14 protein-coding genes, 2 tRNA genes and 2 rRNA genes are annotated in these 19,634 nt (G+C 37.5%); 6 read left to right on the top strand and 12 right to left on the bottom strand.

Annotated elements, in window-relative coordinates; all coding sequences use genetic code 11:
• Positions 1–65 precede the first annotated feature (65 nt).
• The 5 genes from CELAL_RS12930 to CELAL_RS12910 form a co-directional block, all read right to left on the bottom strand.
• Positions 66–2,899: ribosomal RNA gene (locus CELAL_RS12930) — 23S ribosomal RNA — on the bottom strand.
• Between the two features lie 235 nt (positions 2,900–3,134).
• Positions 3,135–3,208: transfer RNA gene (locus tag CELAL_RS12925), tRNA-Ala, on the bottom strand.
• Between the two features lie 156 nt (positions 3,209–3,364).
• Positions 3,365–3,438: transfer RNA gene (locus CELAL_RS12920), tRNA-Ile, on the bottom strand.
• A gap of 139 nt (positions 3,439–3,577) precedes the next feature.
• Positions 3,578–5,096: ribosomal RNA gene (locus tag CELAL_RS12915) — 16S ribosomal RNA — on the bottom strand.
• Together the 16S and 23S rRNA genes with 2 tRNA genes alongside form the textbook arrangement of a ribosomal RNA operon.
• A 416-nt stretch (positions 5,097–5,512) precedes the next feature.
• Positions 5,513–6,238 carry an NUDIX hydrolase gene (locus tag CELAL_RS12910; protein ID WP_013551352.1) on the bottom strand — a complete coding sequence of 242 codons (726 nt, stop codon included), beginning with the start codon at positions 6,236–6,238 and terminating at the stop codon, positions 5,513–5,515.
• A 222-nt stretch (positions 6,239–6,460) separates the two neighbouring features.
• Between CELAL_RS12910 and CELAL_RS12905 the strand changes: the two genes are divergently transcribed.
• A complete protein-coding gene (locus tag CELAL_RS12905) occupies positions 6,461–7,951 on the top strand; it encodes a mannitol dehydrogenase family protein (RefSeq protein WP_013551351.1) in 1,491 nt (496 codons plus the stop codon).
• Positions 7,952–8,017: 66 nt separating this feature from the next.
• On the opposite strand, the gene CELAL_RS12900 is transcribed toward CELAL_RS12905, so the two are convergent.
• Genes CELAL_RS12900 through CELAL_RS12875 form a run of 6 tightly spaced genes read right to left on the bottom strand, consistent with a single transcriptional unit; the run spans position 8,018 to position 14,910 of the window.
• Positions 8,018–8,899, bottom strand: coding sequence for a carbohydrate kinase family protein (locus CELAL_RS12900; protein WP_013551350.1), 882 nt, complete (start codon positions 8,897–8,899; stop codon positions 8,018–8,020).
• Complete coding sequence (locus CELAL_RS12895) at positions 8,899–10,395, bottom strand: mannitol dehydrogenase family protein (protein ID WP_013551349.1); 1,497 nt, start codon at positions 10,393–10,395, stop codon at positions 8,899–8,901. The genes CELAL_RS12900 and CELAL_RS12895 overlap by 1 nt, the downstream gene beginning before the upstream one ends.
• Positions 10,396–10,405: 10 nt before the next feature.
• Complete coding sequence (locus CELAL_RS12890) at positions 10,406–11,374, bottom strand: ABC transporter permease (protein WP_013551348.1); 969 nt, start codon at positions 11,372–11,374, stop codon at positions 10,406–10,408.
• Positions 11,375–11,392: 18 nt separating this feature from the next.
• Positions 11,393–12,919, bottom strand: a complete 1,527-nt coding sequence (locus CELAL_RS12885) for a sugar ABC transporter ATP-binding protein (protein ID WP_013551347.1) — start codon at positions 12,917–12,919, stop codon at positions 11,393–11,395.
• A 9-nt stretch (positions 12,920–12,928) separates the two neighbouring features.
• Positions 12,929–13,987: a substrate-binding domain-containing protein gene (locus tag CELAL_RS12880; protein ID WP_013551346.1), complete on the bottom strand. Its 1,059-nt coding sequence runs from the start codon at positions 13,985–13,987 to the stop codon at positions 12,929–12,931.
• Positions 13,988–14,022: 35 nt separating this feature from the next.
• Positions 14,023–14,910, bottom strand: coding sequence for a hypothetical protein (locus CELAL_RS12875; protein WP_013551345.1), 888 nt, complete (start codon positions 14,908–14,910; stop codon positions 14,023–14,025).
• A 390-nt stretch (positions 14,911–15,300) separates the two neighbouring features.
• On the opposite strand from CELAL_RS12875, the gene thrS reads away from it, so the two are divergent.
• From thrS to CELAL_RS12850, 5 genes are all read left to right on the top strand, one after another.
• Positions 15,301–17,241, top strand: a complete 1,941-nt coding sequence (thrS, locus tag CELAL_RS12870) for a threonine--tRNA ligase (protein WP_013551344.1) — start codon at positions 15,301–15,303, stop codon at positions 17,239–17,241.
• Positions 17,242–17,273: 32 nt separating this feature from the next.
• Positions 17,274–17,831, top strand: coding sequence for a translation initiation factor IF-3 (gene infC / locus CELAL_RS12865; RefSeq protein ID WP_083807794.1), 558 nt, complete (start codon positions 17,274–17,276; stop codon positions 17,829–17,831).
• Between the two features lie 115 nt (positions 17,832–17,946).
• A complete protein-coding gene (gene rpmI, locus CELAL_RS12860) occupies positions 17,947–18,144 on the top strand; it encodes a 50S ribosomal protein L35 (protein WP_013551342.1) in 198 nt (65 codons plus the stop codon).
• Positions 18,145–18,236: 92 nt separating this feature from the next.
• The gene (gene rplT, locus CELAL_RS12855) at positions 18,237–18,581 is read left to right on the top strand and encodes a 50S ribosomal protein L20 (protein ID WP_013551341.1); all 345 of its coding nucleotides are present in this window, start codon (positions 18,237–18,239) and stop codon (positions 18,579–18,581) included.
• Between the two features lie 120 nt (positions 18,582–18,701).
• Complete coding sequence (locus CELAL_RS12850) at positions 18,702–19,121, top strand: DUF4870 domain-containing protein (protein ID WP_013551340.1); 420 nt, start codon at positions 18,702–18,704, stop codon at positions 19,119–19,121.
• Here the strand turns inward: CELAL_RS12850 and CELAL_RS12845 are convergent.
• The gene (locus CELAL_RS12845) at positions 19,118–19,540 is read right to left on the bottom strand and encodes a secondary thiamine-phosphate synthase enzyme YjbQ (protein WP_013551339.1); all 423 of its coding nucleotides are present in this window, start codon (positions 19,538–19,540) and stop codon (positions 19,118–19,120) included. The genes CELAL_RS12850 and CELAL_RS12845 overlap by 4 nt on opposite strands.
• Positions 19,541–19,634: the final 94 nt, after the last annotated feature.

Below are 19,634 nucleotides of genomic sequence, written 5' to 3'. Positions count from 1 at the left end.
TAAGCTACGATTTACGGTTTATCTAATGTAAAAAGGAAGTCCGCCCCCTAATGAAAGGGGGCAAGTTGTGCAAGCCTATGGGCTATTAGTACTACTTGGCTACAGACATTACTGCCCTTCTACCTATAGCCTATCAACGTGGTCATCTCCCACGGCCCTTTAAAGAAATCTCATCTTGTGGCTGGTTTCGCGCTTATATGCTTTCAGCGCTTATCCAATCCCGACATAGCTACCCAGCAATGCTCCTGGCGGAACAACTGGTGCACCAGAGGTCAGTCCAACTCGGTCCTCTCGTACTAGAGTCAGATCCACGCAAATTTCTAACGCCCGCAGTAGATAGAGACCGAACTGTCTCACGACGTTCTGAACCCAGCTCGCGTGCCACTTTAATGGGCGAACAGCCCAACCCTTGGGACCTTCTCCAGCCCCAGGATGTGACGAGCCGACATCGAGGTGCCAAACCCCCCCGTCGATATGAGCTCTTGGGGGAGATCAGCCTGTTATCCCCGGCGTACCTTTTATCCTTTGAGCGATGGCCCTTCCATGCGGAACCACCGGATCACTATGCTCTTGTTTCCAACCTGTTCGGCCTGTATGCCTCTCAGTCAAGCACCCTTGTGCCATTGCACTCTACGCACGATTACCAACCGTGCTGAGGGTACCTTTAGAAGCCTCCGTTACTCTTTTGGAGGCGACCACCCCAGTCAAACTACCCACCACGCACTGTTCCCTAGTGTTAGGGTTAGGCCCTAGATAAGCAAAGGCTGGTATTTCAACAATGACTCCACAACGCCTGGCGACGCCGCTTCAAAGTCTCCCAGCTATCCTACACATTACTTACCCAGAACCAATACGAAGCTATAGTAAAGGTGCACGGGGTCTTTTCGTCCCACTGCGGGTAACCGGCATCTTCACCGATACTACAATTTCACCGAGCTCATGGCCGAGACAGTGTCCAGATCGTTGCACCATTCGTGCAGGTCGGAACTTACCCGACAAGGAATTTCGCTACCTTAGGACCGTTATAGTTACGGCCGCCGTTTACTGGGGCTTCAATTCAATGCTTCGCCGAAACTAACATCTCCTCTTAACCTTCCAGCACCGGGCAGGTGTCAGGCCCTATACTTCATCTTTCGATTTTGCAGAGCCCTGTGTTTTTGATAAACAGTCGCCTGGACCTCTTCACTGCGGCCCACCCGAAGGTGGGCGACCCTTCTCCCGAAGTTACGGGTCTATTTTGCCTAGTTCCTTAGCCATGAATCTCTCGAGCGCCTTAGAATACTCATCCCAACCACCTGTGTCGGTTTACGGTACGGGCTGCTTCACTTGTTTTTCTCGGAGGATGTTACGCTGGATTATCAACTTGGCCGAAGCCTCGTCGTACTATCGGGGTGTCACCACTCCCTTCAACGCGCTATTCCGTCAGCGCGCACCAACACCACATCCCCGTCACTTTTAGCGTGAGCAGGTAGCAGAATATTAACTGCTTGTCCATCCACTACCCCTTTCGGGTTCGCGTTAGGTCCCGACTGACCCCCAGCTGATTAGCATAGCTGGGGAAACCTTGGTCTTTCGGCGTGCGGGTTTCTCGCCCGCATTATCGTTACTTATGCCTACATTTTCGTTTCTATACGTTCCAGCAACCCTTACAGATCACCTTCAACACATATAGAATGCTCCCCTACCCCTTTGTACCGAGTACAAAAGCCATAGCTTCGGTGGTATACTTATGCCCGATTATTATCCATGCGGAATCGCTCGACCAGTGAGCTGTTACGCACTCTTTAAATGAATGGCTGCTTCCAAGCCAACATCCTGGCTGTCAATGCAATTCCACCGCGTTATATCAACTTAGTATACACTTGGGGACCTTAGCTGATGGTCCGGGTTCTTTCCCTCTCGGACATGGACCTTAGCACCCATGCCCTCACTGCTGTGAAACATTTTATAGCATTCGGAGTTTGTCAGGAATTGGTAGGCGGTGAAGCCCCCGCATCCAATCAGTAGCTCTACCTCTATAAAACTATCACAACGCTGCACCTAAATGCATTTCGGGGAGTACGAGCTATTTCCGAGTTTGATTGGCCTTTCACCCCTACCCACAGGTCATCCCAAGACTTTTCAACGTCAACGGGTTCGGTCCTCCACTTTGGGTTAACAAAGCTTCAACCTGCCCATGGGTAGATCACACGGTTTCGCGTCTACTACTACTAACTATGGCGCCCTATTCAGACTCGCTTTCGCTACGGCTCCGATCCTTAAAATCTTAACCTTGCTAGTAAAAGTAACTCGTAGGCTCATTATGCAAAAGGCACGCCGTCACCCCGAAGGGCTCCGACCGCTTGTAAGCGTATGGTTTCAGGATCTTTTTCACTCCGTTATTCACGGTTCTTTTCACCTTTCCCTCACGGTACTGGTTCACTATCGGTCTCTCAGGAGTATTTAGCCTTACCGGATGGTCCCGGCAAATTCATACAAGGTTTCACGTGCCCCGCACTACTCAGGATACCACTATCAATAACGATCTTTACTTATACGGGACTATCACCCTCTTCGGTCTGTCTTTCCAAACAATTCTAATTCATTACGCATCAAATAGCGTGGTCCTACAACCCCAGCATTGCCGAAACAATACTGGTTTGGGCTAATCCGCGTTCGCTCGCCACTACTAACGGAATCACTTTTGTTTTCTCCTCCTCCGGCTACTTAGATGTTTCAGTTCACCGGGTTTGCTTGATCTTACGATCACGACTGGCCTTCAACCAGACAGGTTGCCCCATTCGGATATCCGCGGATCACAAGTTGTGTGCACCTCCCCGCAGCTTTTCGCAGCTTATCACGTCCTTCATCGCCTCTGAGAGCCTAGGCATCCCCCATACGCCCTTTTCTAGCTTGTCACTAGTCCTTTTTATGCTATTATATAAATTACTACTGTATAAATACAGTAGTACCTCTATCGTACTTTACTCTATTTTTAAATTTGTGTTTTCTTGTGACTACAATATCCCTGAAGATAATTGTAATTCACTTTGTCCCAATATGTCAATGAACTTTTTCCCCCTCCTACTCCCCCAAAGGGGGAGCGCACTTACTCGTGCTTATTCCTTCCCTTAGGGAAGGCTAGGATGGGATTGTGGAGAATATCGGAGTCGAACCGATGACCTCCTGCGTGCAAGGCAGGCGCTCTAGCCAGCTGAGCTAATCCCCCGTCTTTTAGTGATCAGTTAACAGTTATTAGTTAACAGTACTTATAACGGCTATACTCAACCTCTAAAATTTCCTTTCAAAGAATACTAATCTAAATTAGCATCCTCAATTTTAATGAACGTATCTTGATTAAATAAATAATCAAAATTTAAGCTTGTAGTCTCAGGCAGACTCGAACTGCCGACCTCTACATTATCAGTGTAGCGCTCTAACCAGCTGAGCTATGAGACTCTCACTTAGCGAATCCTTTAACAGACTCTATCAATATTATAATAACATAATTATAAGACAGCAATTTAAAATAATTAATAACTTAAAAATACAAGGACTAGAACTCGTTCGTATTCAGTGTTGAGATGTTTTTCTCTAGAAAGGAGGTGTTCCAGCCGCACCTTCCGGTACGGCTACCTTGTTACGACTTAGCCCTAGTTACCGATCTTGCCCTAGGCCGCTCCTTACGGTGACGGACTTCAGGCACTCCCGGCTTCCATGGCTTGACGGGCGGTGTGTACAAGGCCCGGGAACGTATTCACCGGATCATGGCTGATATCCGATTACTAGCGATTCCAGCTTCACGGGGTCGAGTTGCAGACCCCGATCCGAACTGTGACCGGTTTTATAGATTCGCTCTCTGTTGCCAGATGGCTGCTCTCTGTACCGGCCATTGTAGCACGTGTGTGGCCCAGGACGTAAGGGCCGTGATGATTTGACGTCATCCCCACCTTCCTCACGGTTTGCACCGGCAGTCTCGTTAGAGTCCCCATCATAACATGCTGGCAACTAACGACAGGGGTTGCGCTCGTTATAGGACTTAACCTGACACCTCACGGCACGAGCTGACGACAACCATGCAGCACCTTGTAAATTGTCCGAAGAAAAGTCTATCTCTAAACCTGTCAATCTACATTTAAGCCCTGGTAAGGTTCCTCGCGTATCATCGAATTAAACCACATGCTCCACCGCTTGTGCGGGCCCCCGTCAATTCCTTTGAGTTTCATTCTTGCGAACGTACTCCCCAGGTGGGATACTTATCACTTTCGCTTGGCCGCTCAGTCCGAAAACCGAACAGCTAGTATCCATCGTTTACGGCGTGGACTACCAGGGTATCTAATCCTGTTCGCTACCCACGCTTTCGTCCATCAGCGTCAGTGTATAGTTAGTGACCTGCCTTCGCAATCGGTATTCTAAGTAATATCTATGCATTTCACCGCTACACTACTTATTCTAGCCACTTCACTATAACTCAAGACCGCCAGTATCAAAGGCAGTGCATACGGTTGAGCCGCAGCATTTCACCTCTGACTTAACAGCCCGCCTACGGACCCTTTAAACCCAATAATTCCGGATAACGCTCGGACCCTCCGTATTACCGCGGCTGCTGGCACGGAGTTAGCCGGTCCTTATTCTTACAGTACCGTCATCAATCTACACGTAGATCTTATTCTTCCTGTATAAAAGTAGTTTACAACCCATAGGGCAGTCTTCCTACACGCGGCATGGCTGGATCAGACTTCCGTCCATTGTCCAATATTCCTCACTGCTGCCTCCCGTAGGAGTCTGGTCCGTGTCTCAGTACCAGTGTGGGGGATCTCCCTCTCAGGACCCCTACCCATCGAAGTCTTGGTGTGCCGTTACCACACCAACTAACTAATGGGACGCATGCTCATCTCTTACCGTAACCTTTAATATACAACTGATGCCAGTCATATACCACATAAGATATTAATCCAAATTTCTCTGGGCTATCCCTTAGTAAGAGGTAGATTGCATACGCGTTGCGCACCCGTGCGCCGGTCGTCAGCGGAGCAAGCTCCCTGTTACCCCTCGACTTGCATGTGTTAGGCCTGCCGCTAGCGTTCATCCTGAGCCAGGATCAAACTCTTCATCGTTGTTTTGTAAATATTATATAACATCTTAATTCAACATCTAATTCATCCGAATCCTAGCCCTTAATATTCTTTAAGCTAATTCTTTAATTCAATTTATTTAATTACCGTTTCCAGTAATTAAACGCTGTCTTACAATATGTCAATGAACTTTTATTTCTATATCTATTAACGCTTATCTCCGTATCGTTGTTTCCCTAAGCGGCTGCAAATATACACCCTCTTTTGAAACCCACAAGCGTTTTTGTAAAAAAAAATTAATCTTTTTTTCATAATACCATAACACCCTAGAAACAAAGACTTAACACGAACAAAAAAATTATGGCCTTATTTGAAAAGTATCCTTTTGTTTATTAATGAAGAATAGTAGGTAATGAAATATGCTTTTCTCCTAGTTACAAGATTCCCTACTTAAACAATCATACACTTATGATATAATCCTTCTCTTTAACAGTATCATACACATCTTTACTGAATACATATAGTTTAGAAGGTTTTTTTGAAACTCCTTTCCTTTTCTCATTCAAGGGTACTATATAAGGTTTACCTAAAGACTTCTTTCTAAAATTACGATTATCAATTTTGACATCTAATATAGACTCATATGCAAATTGTAAATCATTCAATGTAAATTTTACAGGAAGAAAATTGAAGATAATAGGCTCTGTCATTATTTTCTTTTTTAAATCTTCATATGCATCAACTATTATTTTTTGATGGTCAAAGCCCAATTCTGGTAATGCTTGATATTTAAACCATTTAAAACCATCATGCTTAAGATTAACAACATCTAAAGGTAAAGCGTAATAATACCCTATAGCCATCGTTTGTGCTTGCACCCCTCTACTGCGAACCCAAAGCAAATCTTTTTCTGACTCTATTCTACTTGGATTCCCGTAGGTTCTAAATTGAATTTTATCCGTGTGCGCAACTCCCGTTATTTCTTTAAAAATAAGATCTGCGGATTCTTCTAATGTTTTGCTTTTAAAAACATAGTACCCCGTAATTACCCAATCATTGATTTCTAGGAAATCATCATCATACATATTTAAGGTCCTATTACGCAACAACACATGAAGGCCATTTGTGTCTAAAGCAAAAACGACACAATCTACCGTTACATTATCTCTTTTTCTAAAATCCATATTCCACTAAACTGTGAGTAACAAATATAGGAATTAAAACATCCAACACGAACACAAGACCAACATAAGCACGTAAGTCATTACTCTAATGAAAGCTATTGATTTCAACTTCTTTTTTAGTAAATTTATCAGCTAGTTAATCTTAGTAAGATACCAAGCTTACTAAAACGAAGACCTTAAAAGGAATATCTAATTTCACAGTTTAATCTTTTTGCAGTACCTATGTCAAATTTGCTCTATTTAAATACTGAAAACACTCATTCCCTATCTAAAGATATCCTTAAACCAAAAATAGATCGTGATAAAATAAAGACTGGTATTGCACATATTGGATTATCTAATTTTCATCGTGCCCACCAAGCTTACTACATCCATGAACTTATAGAAAAACATGATGAATTAAATTTTGGAATTTGTGGTATTGACTTATTAGAGTCTGACAGGAAAATATACAATATACTTAAGGATCAAGATGGCCTGTATACTTTAGTTATAAAAAATGCTGATGGCACTCAAGAATATAAAATTATAGCTTCTATTATAGAATACTTCTACGGTCCAGAAAATCCTTTAGCAGCAATTGAACGATTAGCAAGGCCAGATATTAAAATAATTTCGCTCACCATTGCAGAAGACGGTTATCATTTAAATGAAACAACAGGAGAATTTAACCTAACACATCCTAAAGTTAAAGAAGATACCATAAGTAAGTTTAATCCTAAAACAGTATTTGGCTATTTAACACAAGCTTTTATGCTACGCAAACATAGAGGATTACCTGGTTGTACTATTTTGAGCTGCGACAATATAAAAGCTAACGGAGCTACTATAAAAAAATCTTTCTATACTTATGTAGAAAAAACGGAGCCTTCGTTATTACCATGGTTAAAGAAAAATACTAGCTTCCCTAATTCTATGGTAGACAGAATTACAACTGTAACTACCACTAAAGACATAGAACTACTTAAGGAAACCTATAATATTCATGATCAATGGCCCGTAGTTTGCGAACCTTTTAGCAAATGGATTATTGAGGATGATTTCATAGCCGGAAGACCCGATTGGGATAAAGTTGGAATAGAGTTTGTTCAAGATATTGAGCCTTATGAAAACACTAAACTTCGCATTTTAAATGCAGGACACTCTATTTTAGGAATTCTAGGAACGCTGAATGGGTACAAATACGTTCACGAAGTTGCCAATGACGAACATTTTATCTTTTTTTTAGAAAGTTTTATTAAAACCGAGGTTAATCCTAATTTTCAAAACATAGACCAACACAACCTTAAAGCCTATACCAAGGAAGTTATTGAGAGGTTTAAAAACACTCATATAAATGATAGCCTTTCTAGAATCTGCAAAGAGAGTTCGTCAAAAATTCCAATTTTTGTATTCCCTACACTTAAAGATCAAATAACGAATCATCAATCAATAGAATACGGAACATTTGTAATAGCGGCATGGTGTAAATATTATGACGGAATTGATGATTTTGGACACTCTTTTGATATTCAAGACAGCTTAAGCAATCAACTTATTAGAACTGCAGCACTTTCTCATCAAAACCCACAACTGTTTTTAGAAAAAAATGCCTTCTTTAAAGATTTAGTTACGCACGACTTATTTCAAGAACGATTTAAGTATTACCTATCCAAACTACGCTCTACCCCCATAAAAGAATGTTTGGTGTTAATGAATAAAAAAATGCTATAAAAAAACGCACTTTAACCATGCCATGATTAAAGTGCGGCCACTCAACAACAAAAAATAATTCCAATGCTACGAAGTCATCATTAGTTCAATTTCTTTTTGATTTATTTCAGGATTAGCACCCGCTTTACTTGCCACTAGTGCGCCAATGGCACAAGCAAAATCAATTGCATCTTGCGGTTGTGCCCTTTTTAACAACATATTCGTCAATCCTGCCAAAAAAGAATCTCCAGCACCCACAGTATCTACCACATCTATATGATAACCGCAATTATGATAAAAAACACCGTCTATATATAGGACAGCTCCATGCTTACCTTTAGTAACACAAATTGCATTTGTTCCTGTTTTTTTAGCCATAAATTGTATCGTATGTTCTAACCCAATTGTTTTAGAACCAAACATTTTACTTATCTCATAAATTTCATCATCATTGAACTTAATAAAATCTGCCTGATTCATTAAGTAAAGTAAAACATCTTTAGCATAATACGGAGCTCTTAAGTTGACATCAAATATTTTATAAGAAGCAATTTTCAACAACTCATAAAGTGTTTCTTTTGACATTTCTGTTCTCGCTATTAAACTACCATAGATAAAAGCATCCGAAGCTTTTACTGTTTTTACGGCAGTTGAAGACAGTTCTATATGATCCCAAGCTCTAGGATACATTATATCATAAGAAGCAGAACCTTTTGAATCCAAAACCACTTTAACAGTTCCTGTTTTTAATTTATCATCAACCTGTAGACCATCTGTATTAATTCCGTTTTGTTTGATGTACTCATAAATACCTCTACCATCTTCATCTGCACCAATTCTACTTATAACCGATACGTTATTCTCAAAATAATTTAAACGAATACCTACATTTAATGGAGCTCCTCCTATTTTTTTATGCTCTGGAAATTCATCCCAAAGTACTTCTCCGAAACAAGTAATATCACTCATTATATTTTATTTAGCATCTTATCATTCAAATCTACCACACACTTTTCTATACCATACTTTAAAATATCATGATATGACTTACTATAAGCAGCTACAAATGTTTCCGATTTTTTTAAATCCCCAAAGACCGATTCGATTGATAAGAATTGTTTGGGATCACTTTTAGCTTCTATTGCTTTTTTATTTAAAACATCAGCTAAAGCATCTTTAATAATCAACGATTTTCCATTTTCATCTACACCTAAAGAATAAATTGCCCATGCAGCAATAACAAACGCTGCAAACTGAACAGGGCCGTTTTCATTAAGTTGCGCATTTACCGTAGGCAACACAAAGATTGGAAGTTTTGCAGACGTTTCTGAGCAAATTCTATCTATTTGATCTTTTATATAAATATTTCCAAAACGCTGAAGCAATGACTCCTTATACTTCTCTAAGTCTACACCTTCTAAATCTCCTAGAATTGGTGTCACTTCATGATCCATATAGAATTTCAGGAAATTATTTATTCCATCGTCACCAACCACTTCATCTATGGTAGCATATCCTTTTAAAGCCCCTAAAATACCTAAGACAGAATGGCCTGCATTTAATAAACTCAACTTCATTTTTTCATAAGGCACAACATCCGAAACGAATTGAGCACCTACCTTTTCCCATGCTGGTCTACCTGCTACGAAATGATCCTCAATAACCCATTGCTTAAAAGGCTCACAGACAACAGGCCATTGATCATCAATACCCGAGTCTTCCTTTAAATTAATGATGTCTATTTGGCTTGTTGCAGGAGTAATCCTATCGACCATACTATTAGGAAAAGATACTTCTTTCTGAATCCACTCTAGTAAACTAGGCGCTGCTTTCTCCACAAAACTCATCAGCATATTTTGCAACATATGTCCGTTTCCCTGAACATTATCACACGATTGTAATGCTATTCCTTTTTGCCCTCTTTCTTTACGAAGTTTTAAGGCTTGTGTAAGGTATCCAAAAATTGTTTTTGGTTTTAAAGGATATGCTAAATCATGCTGCACTAATGGGTTTGAAAAATCAAATTGCTTTGTAGCTTCATTATAATTATAACCACCTTCTGTTATTGTTAGTGTTACAATCTTGGTATCTAAGCTCGCCATTTTCTCTATTACAACAGCAGGGTTTTCTGGTGCAAATAAATATTCTACGATAGAACCGATGATTCTTTTTGTTAGCGAGCCATCTAATTCTTTTACAATGAGCGTATAAAGTCCATCTTGATCTTTAAGCGTATTGTATATTTTCTGATCAAAATCTAAAAGTGCTACTCCACAAATACCCCAAGCTTCATTCCCTTTTTGATGCAATAATTGATCTGTGTACAAGGCTTCATGGGCTCTATGAAACCCACCTATTCCTACATGAACAATTCCCGTCTTTACCAAAGACCTATCATAAGTAGGAACAGCAACCTTACCTTCAAACTTGCTCAAATTTTGAGCATTCAACTTCATACTTTCCATAAATTTTTTATTATTTGTTTTCAAATCGCTGTAACAAAACAGCAAAAATGATAATTCCGCCTTTTACAACTTGTTGTGGGTACGAGGGTACATTTAAAAGGTTTAGAATATTACTTATCAACCCTAAAATCAATACCCCCATTAAGGTATTAATTGCAGAACCTCTACCCCCATTTAAGCTTGCACCACCAATAACTACTGCAGCAATAGCATCAAGTTCCCAAGCCATTCCCATATTAGGAGATCCTAAGTTTGTTCTAGAAGCCACAATTATAGCAGAAATTGCCGCTAAAGATCCAGAGATAGCATACACTAAAAACTTATATTTATTAACTTTGATTCCCGACAAACGAGATGCTTCTTCATTACTACCAATCGCAATTACTATTCTCCCAAAAACATTATACCGTAACATTACAAAAGCTCCTGCTACGATTATAAAAAATACGATTGCGATATTAGGAATACCTAAAAAAGAATTATTTGCAAAATCTGACATAAACAAACCACCATATGTCTTGAAGGTTACCGGAGAACCTTTGGAGTATATAAAACCCATTCCCCGCGCTATAGTCATTAATGCCAATGTTGCTATAAAGGGCGCCATTTTTTGATAAGCTACCAAATAACCAGCCACACTCCCTAAGCCAAAACCAATTACAATAGTCATTAAGATTGCTATTGGTAAAGCAAAAATATTTACCAGAATTGCAAATGCTACAGCTAATAGCGCAACCATAGAACCCACAGACAAATCTATACCCCCTGTGAGAATTACAATTAACATACCTATACTAATAATACCAATACCTGAAACCTGTTTTAGAAGGTTGCTTAAATTTACTGATGTAAAAAACACATCTGAAATAAGTGCTGAGAACAATACCAGAATTAAGAAAATAAATATGGTATTGTATTTTATTAAAAACTTAAGCATTCCGCCTGGACTACTAAGTTGTTGTTTTAAAGTTAAAGCCATTGTTGCTGTTTTTTTGAGTTAATTTTTTAAAGCTTTGCCTATTGCGTAACGAAGTATGTTTTCTTCAGAAAACTTCTCCTTAGGCAATTCACCATAGATAGACCCCTTATACATTACTAGAATTCTATCTGCGATTCCCATTATTTCTGGCATATCTGAAGAAATAACAATGACTCCAACACCTTTTTTAGCAACCTCATTAATCAGGTTATAGATTTCTACTTTTGCTCCAACATCTACGCCACGGGTAGGTTCATCTATAATAATTATCTTACTATCTATGCTCAACCATTTTGCAAGCGCTACTTTTTGTTGATTCCCACCACTTAAGTTCGCCACAGGAACTTCTGAACTAGGTGTTTTAATATTAAGTTTATCTATTAAATTCTGAGCGTTTTTACATTCTTTTTCTACATTGATAAACCCAAACTTTTTAGAAATAGACTTAAAATCTGTAACACTAATATTTTTACGGATTGAAAGCGGCAAAAACACGCCTTCTTCTTTTCTATTTTCAGAAACTAATCCTATTCCTTTCTTAACAGCATCTACAGGAGATTTTGTTTTGAGCTCTTCTCCATTCAAGAAAACACTACCCGATTTCTTTTTATCTGCTCCAAAAATTAATTTTGCAGTTTCTGTTCTTCCACTCCCACCTAATCCAGCAATACCTAAAACCTCTCCTGGTCTTACAGAAAATGATACATTATGAACGAAAGTATTTTTAGCTGTTAAGTCTTTAACTTCAAAAATTGGAACATCACCAATTGTTATGTTTCGAACTGGATACAAATCTTTTAACTCCCTACCAATCATCAATCGAATTACAGCATCTGTATCAGTTTCTGAAACCGGCATACTTCCCGTATCTACACCATCCTTAAGCACCGTTACAGTATCTGCAATTTTAAAAATCTCTTCTAAATGATGCGAAATGTAAATTATAGAGATTCCTTTTTCTTTTAGTTTGAATAAATTATCAAAGAGTTTTTGAGTATCTGTAGGATCAAATACCGTAGTAGGCTCATCTAACACTAAAATTTTAGTATCTTCTGAAATCGCCTTTGCTATTTCTACCACTTGCTTTTGCACGATACTTAAATTTCTAACAGTAGCAGATGCATCAATATCAAAACCTAAAGAATTAATTAACTCCTGTGCATCTCTAGTTATTTCTTTCCAATTCATCCAGAATTTACTAGCTCCTAATTTATGCAGGTATATATTTTCTGCTACAGACAAATCATTTATTAAAGACAACTCCTGATACACCACATTGATACCCAAAACTTGGCCGTCATGTGTATTCTTAGGGTTTATCTCTTGACCATTAAGCAGCACTTTCCCTGTATCTTTTTGGTGCACTCCACTTAATATTTTCATTAAGGTAGATTTACCTGCGCCATTCTCTCCTAGTAATGCATGAATCTCCCCAGGCTTTACTTTCAAGTTTACATCTTCTAAAACTGAAACAATCCCAAAACTTTTCGAAATTCCGGACATTTCAAGCCTATATTTGCTTTTCGTATTTTCTATATCAGCCATAATTAAGAATTAAAACAATGCATTAGGATTGTAATACTGTGCTGCATTTTCTTTAGTAATCAATAATGGAGCAGTAAAAGACGTTTTTGAAAAATCTTTTTTTCCGTTCATATACTGAATTGCGTAGATAACTGCATTTTTACCTATCTGTACAGGACTATTCATCGCGGTACAACCATAGAAATCGGTTTCCATAATGTATTTAATTGCTTCTTTTTGTCCGTCTGCACCTGCGACAATAAGAATATCATCTGTCTTACCTGCCTGTGCTATTGCTTTTATAGCCCCGAGCACACAAACGTCTGACTCGGTAATTACCACATTTATATCTGGGTGTGCTACCAAAATATCTTCCATAGCCTGTAAACCACCTGCATACGACCAATCGGTGTAGGCTTGTGTTTGTATGTTTAAATCAATATACCCTAAACTTCTTAATTGCTCTTCCGAAATACCTTGCAACAACCCTTGCTTTCGTGTTCTACCTACAGGGTTTCCTGCATTACCACTTAATAAAGCAATATTCATTTTTTCCTTGCCGAATTTTTTAGCCAACCATTCACCTGCTAACTCACCATTCGCTAAATTATTAGATTGAATTGTTGTTACATATTCTGCAGAAGGATCTATTGAGCTATCGATTATAAAAACCGGAATGCCAGCAGCTTTCGCCAATTTAGTTACCCCCACAAGTGCATCAGGATCTTTTGGATTCAATAATAAAGCATCTACACCCTTAGTAATTAAGTCTTCTACAGCAGCTACTTGCTTATTGATATCATCTTGACCATCTGCAGATAAAAAAGTCATTCCGTTTTTTTCCGTTGTTTCCTTTATACTTTGCAATAATGCCTGATAATAAGGAGCATTTAATGTTGGCGAACAATACCCTATAGTTTTCCCCGAAAGGTCTATAGCACTTTCGATAAGTGCATCATCACTAGATTCACTTTTTCTACTATTGTCTGATTTCTCAATAGGTTCTGCACAGCCTACTATCAAGAGTACTGAGCATACCACAAATACCTTTATTAGGTCTTTTATGGAAAGGTGGTTTTTTAGTTTCATTTGTTTTTGTTGTTTTTTGTTGAGTTTTTTTTTTACTAGAAAAGCATAATATCTAATTGCAAGACTGTTTTCTCCTTTTCAGGGTTCCACATAGCCGTGACTTCTACTGGCATTTTATAATTTCCAAAATTTATATTCTTACCTAGCGTTGCACCTACATTAATAATATTACCAACACCTTCTGTATAAAAAGATGTATCGTTTATAAATGACCAAGCCCCACCTGCAAAAACAGATAATTTGTAATCCTCTTTCTCCCAAACTTTACTTTTTACTTCAAAATAGTGCGTCCAAGAATTTCTCAAAGAACCATTGGTCTGGACTTCATAATCACCAGAACCACCTCCTAATATAGTAGCAAAGTATAATAAGGTATTATCAGCAATCGTATACCCGAAGTTTAAATCTACAAAATTATACCCTTGCGTTTTATCATAACTCCAATACTGCAACTTGTCTCCTCTTTCCTCTACACCCGTATAATTATTATGTGATACTGCTTCGATAAAGAATTTATCAGAAAAATGGTACGAACTATACATTGAAAACTCCTTATAATTAGCATTTACATATGCTCCAGTGTCTTTATTAATAACATCTACACTTGTTAAACTTGCACCACCCCACACTCCTAATGTAAATTTCTGATTTCTAGTTTTATATTCTAGGCTTGTAGCGAATACGGCACCAGGATGAACAACAAAACCATGCCATGTATGCATGTTTTTTAAATGACCACTAGCATTAAAGGCTTTATAATTATCTTCTTCCATTTGATCTTCTTGTGCTGTAGCAACATTTACCCCTAAGAAGAACACAGCACTAACAAAAGCTATAGATAACATTTTCAAACGATTAGCTTTTAGTAAGACTTGAGATAAATACAACGTCTTATTTACTGGTCTTTTTTTTACGTTTTTCATTCTTAAAAATGATTTTCGGTTCGTATTTTATATTAAACGTCATTATAACGTTTGCTCAAAAATAGTATAAAAATTCACATAACCATAAATTTTAACATATTTAAATCCCTTAAAATCAATTTATAAGGTAATATTTTATCAATATCGCCTTATCACACTAATTTAAATATAAATAATAACGTACTAAAAACGCTTATATACATTATCAAACAATTACTTATACCTACATAAGTAGCACTACTCACAACACACACCCCAATCACTAAAAAAAACTATCAATGTTATTTAAACAATCCTCTTATTTAGCACCGGCTTTATAAAAAAGTACCTAAAATATTATTGAAAGTATTTTTGATGACCTTATCTTTACATCATATAACTATTTTTAGTATGATTAAGATTACATTACCAGACGGTAGTATTAGAGAGTGCGAAAAAGGAAGCACTCCAATGGATGTAGCTAAAAGCATTAGCGAAGGATTTGCTAGAAATGTAATTTCTGCAAAATTCAATGACACAGTACTAGAAGTTACCACTCCTTTATTAGAGGACGGCTCTCTTGTATTGTATTCTTGGAATGATGCTGCAGGTAAAAAAGCTTTTTGGCATTCGTCTTCCCACGTAGTTGCACAAGCCATAGAAGAATTGTACCCTGGTGTAAAACTAACCATAGGGCCTGCTATTGATAACGGATTTTATTATGACATTGATTTAGGTGATACCTCTATTTCTGACAAAGATTTTCCTGCAATTGAGAAGAAGGCAATAGAAATAGCTAGAGGCAAACATAACTTTAAAATGCACCCTGTTTCTAAAGCAGCTGCATTACAAAAATACAAGGAACAAGGCAACGAGTATAAAGTTGAGCTTATAGAAAATCTGGAAGATGGCACCATCACATTTTGTGATCATGACACGTTTACAGATTTATGTAGAGGTGGTCATATTCCAAACACAGGAATTATAAAGGCTATTAAAATTCTAAGTGTTGCAGGAGCTTATTGGAGAGGTGACGAAAACAAACCACAGCTTACCCGAATTTATGGTATTTCTTTCCCTAAACAAAAAGAGCTTACCGAATATTTAGAATTATTAGAGCAAGCAAAACAAAGAGACCATAGAAAATTAGGTAAAGAATTAGAACTTTTTACGTTCTCTGCAAAAGTAGGTCAAGGCCTACCTTTATGGCTGCCTAAAGGAGCTGCTTTGAGAGAAAGATTAGAAGATTTCTTGAAAAAAGCTCAAAAGAAAGCAGGTTACGAAATGGTGATTACACCACATATTGGCCAGAAAGAATTATATGTTACCTCAGGTCACTACGCTAAATATGGAGCAGATAGTTTTCAACCTATCAAAACTCCAAAAATGGATGAAGAATTCTTGTTAAAACCAATGAATTGTCCGCACCACTGTGAAGTTTATAATTTTAAACCACATTCTTATAAAGATTTACCTAAGCGTTTTGCTGAGTTTGGAACCGTTTATAGGTACGAACAAAGTGGAGAACTACATGGTTTAACTCGGGTAAGAGGTTTTACACAAGATGATGCTCATATTTTTTGTACTCCTGATCAACTAGATGAAGAGTTTAAAAACGTAATAGACTTATCTCTTTATGTTTTAGGATCTTTAGGTTTTGATAATTTTACAGCACAAGTATCTGTTCGTGATTTAACAAAACCAGAAAAATACATTGGTTCAGTAGAAAACTGGGAAAAAGCAGAAAGTGCTATTATCAATGCTGCCACAGAAAAAGGGCTTAATTTTGTGATTGAAAGTGGCGAAGCTGCCTTCTATGGTCCAAAGTTAGACTTCATGGTTAAAGATGCACTTGGCAGACAGTGGCAATTAGGAACCATTCAAGTAGATTACAACCTTCCAGAACGTTTTGACCTTACCTACAAAGGAAGTGATAACGAACTGCACAGACCTGTAATGATTCACCGTGCACCATTTGGTAGTATGGAACGTTTTATAGCGCTTTTGCTAGAGCATACAGGAGGTAATTTCCCTCTTTGGTTAATCCCTGAGCAGGCTATAATATTACCTGTTAGCGAGAAACATGAAAAATATGCAGAAAAAGTTTTAAAATCGCTAGAAAAACACGAAATTCGCGCACTTGTTGACAAGCGTAATGAGACAGTCGGCAAGAAAATACGAGAAGCTGAGATGAATAAATTACCATTTATGCTGATCGTAGGTGAAAATGAAGAAGCTGAGGAAACCATTTCTGTTCGAAGACACGGAGGCGAAGATTTAGGTTCAATTACAATTTCTGACTTTAACGAGTTGGTAACTACAGAAATAAATAGTACCTTAAAGTCGTTTTAAAAAAAAATAAGTTTAATTAAAAAGATTTAGTCATAGCAATAAGAAAAAGATTTAAACCCCAACCACGGAGGGAAAACAAAAACCCTCACAAAATCAACGAACAAATACTTTCTCCTAACGTAAGGTTGGTAGGTGATAATGTAGAAGTTGGTGTTTACCCTATACGGGAAGCACTTAACAAAGCTGAGGAATTAGAATTAGATTTGGTAGAAATTTCTCCAAATGCTGATCCGCCTGTTTGTAAAATAACAGATTATAAGAAATTCTTATACGAGCAAAAGAAGCGCGAAAAAGTCATGAAGGCTAAAGCGACGAAAGTTATCGTAAAAGAAATTCGTTTTGGACCACAAACTGATGATCATGATTATGAGTTCAAAAAGAAACATGCAGAGAAATTTTTAAAAGACGGAGCTAAATTAAAAGCTTATGTGTTTTTTAAAGGACGTTCTATTGTATACAAAGATCAAGGTGAAATACTTTTGCTTAAGTTAGCGTCTGAATTAGAAGACCTAGGTAAAGTAGAACAAATGCCTCGATTAGAAGGAAAGAGAATGACGATGTTCATTGCTCCAAAAACAAATAAGAAGTAACATAACTACTGTTTTAATTTCATATTAAAATAGTAACACAATAAAGAAATTGCCAGCTGTATAGCCGGCATTTTCAATAATAATAAGCGAGATAATTTAATAAACTAGGAACAAGATGCCTAAACAAAAAACAAAATCCAGTGCCAAAAAGCGTTTTAAGCTTACAGGTTCGGGTAAAATCAAAAGAAAGCACGCTTTTAAGAGTCACATTTTGACGAAAAAATCTAAAAAGCGTAAGCTAGCGTTAACACATTCAGGGTTAGTTCACCAGGCTGATGTTAACAGTATTAAAGAGCAATTACGTTTAAAGTAATTTTCTTTTTACCGGTAATTAATTATTAACCATGGAGTTAGGCCTTAAAAGTGTCGATAATCGACCGCCTACTACAAAAAAAATTTAAAAGTATGCCAAGATCAGTAAATTCAGTTGCTTCTAGAGCCAGAAGAAAAAAGGTAATGAAGCAAGCCAAAGGTTACTTTGGAAGACGTAAAAACGTTTGGACAGTAGCTAAAAATGCAGTTGAAAAAGCAATGTTATATGCTTATAGAGACCGTAGAAACAAGAAAAGAAATTTCCGTTCATTATGGATCACTCGTATTAATGCAGGTGCTCGTTTACACGGAATGTCTTATTCTCAGTTTATGGGAAAAGTTAAAGCTAACAACATCGAATTAAACCGTAAGGTTTTAGCCGATTTAGCAATGAATCACCCAGAAGCTTTTAAAGCTGTAGTTCAAAAAATAAAGTAACATTAACAATATCTCTCGCTTATAAAAAATCCGATTCTAACGAATCGGATTTTTTTTTACCCTACCGTATACCTATCCCCTATTTAAATACGTTAACTATTTTCAGTAAGAATTATAAAAATGATTGAAAACAATTTAATTGAAAACCCTATAATAGAACACACGTTAAAAGAAGACAATAGCACCTTAGCTCTTTTACATTATAGTCAACTCTTAAATTTCTTTGGATTTTTCGGCATCATCATACCCGTAGTCCTATGGTCTACTAAAAAGACTGAAATCAAAGGAATGGATGAACATGGAAAACACGTTATCAATTATCAATTGAGTATGTTGTTATACGGAGTAATCTACGCTATGTTGTTTTTTATCTCCATACTATTGACTTTTATATTCATAGGATTTGTATTTATCATTATCCTCAGTATCATTGGAATACCACTCGCACTTCTTTTAATTGTGTACCCTATAATAGGAGGCATAGCAGCATCAAAAGGAGAATTCTACAAATACCCATTAACTATAAAATTTATAAGCTAATTACCAAAAGCTGTGATAACGATATGTCTACCAGAAGCATTATCCCGATGTTCACATAAATAGATTCCTTGCCAAATCCCTAAATTTAACTGCCCATTTGTAATTGGAATTTGAACTGAAGCCCCCATCAATGAAGATTTAATATGGGCAGGCATATCATCAGCACCCTCATAATCATGTTTATAGTAGGGTTGATTCTCCGGAACCATAACATTCATATGACTTTCGAAATCTAAACGGACGGTTGGGTCTGCATTTTCATTAATGGTTAAACTTGCAGATGTGTGTTTTATAAAAACCTGTAGCATTCCAACATTAATAGCTTTTATTTCAGGAAGTGCATTCAAAACCTCCGTAGTAACCAAATGAAACCCTCGCGAAAAACTTCTTAATCTTACTTCTGTTTGATAAAAATTCATTGTATTTAACATTTAAAACTAATATTCACACAAACTTATCTATTTAAACACAAATGTTCTCTGCTTAAAGAATAACTTTGCTGCTTTTAAATTT

It is taken from the genome of Cellulophaga algicola DSM 14237, assembly GCF_000186265.1.
Taxonomy (GTDB): Bacteria; Bacteroidota; Bacteroidia; order Flavobacteriales; family Flavobacteriaceae; genus Cellulophaga; species Cellulophaga algicola.
The sequence above is the reverse complement of the archived record's forward strand: the minus strand, read 5'-3'. Positions and strand labels throughout refer to the sequence as shown.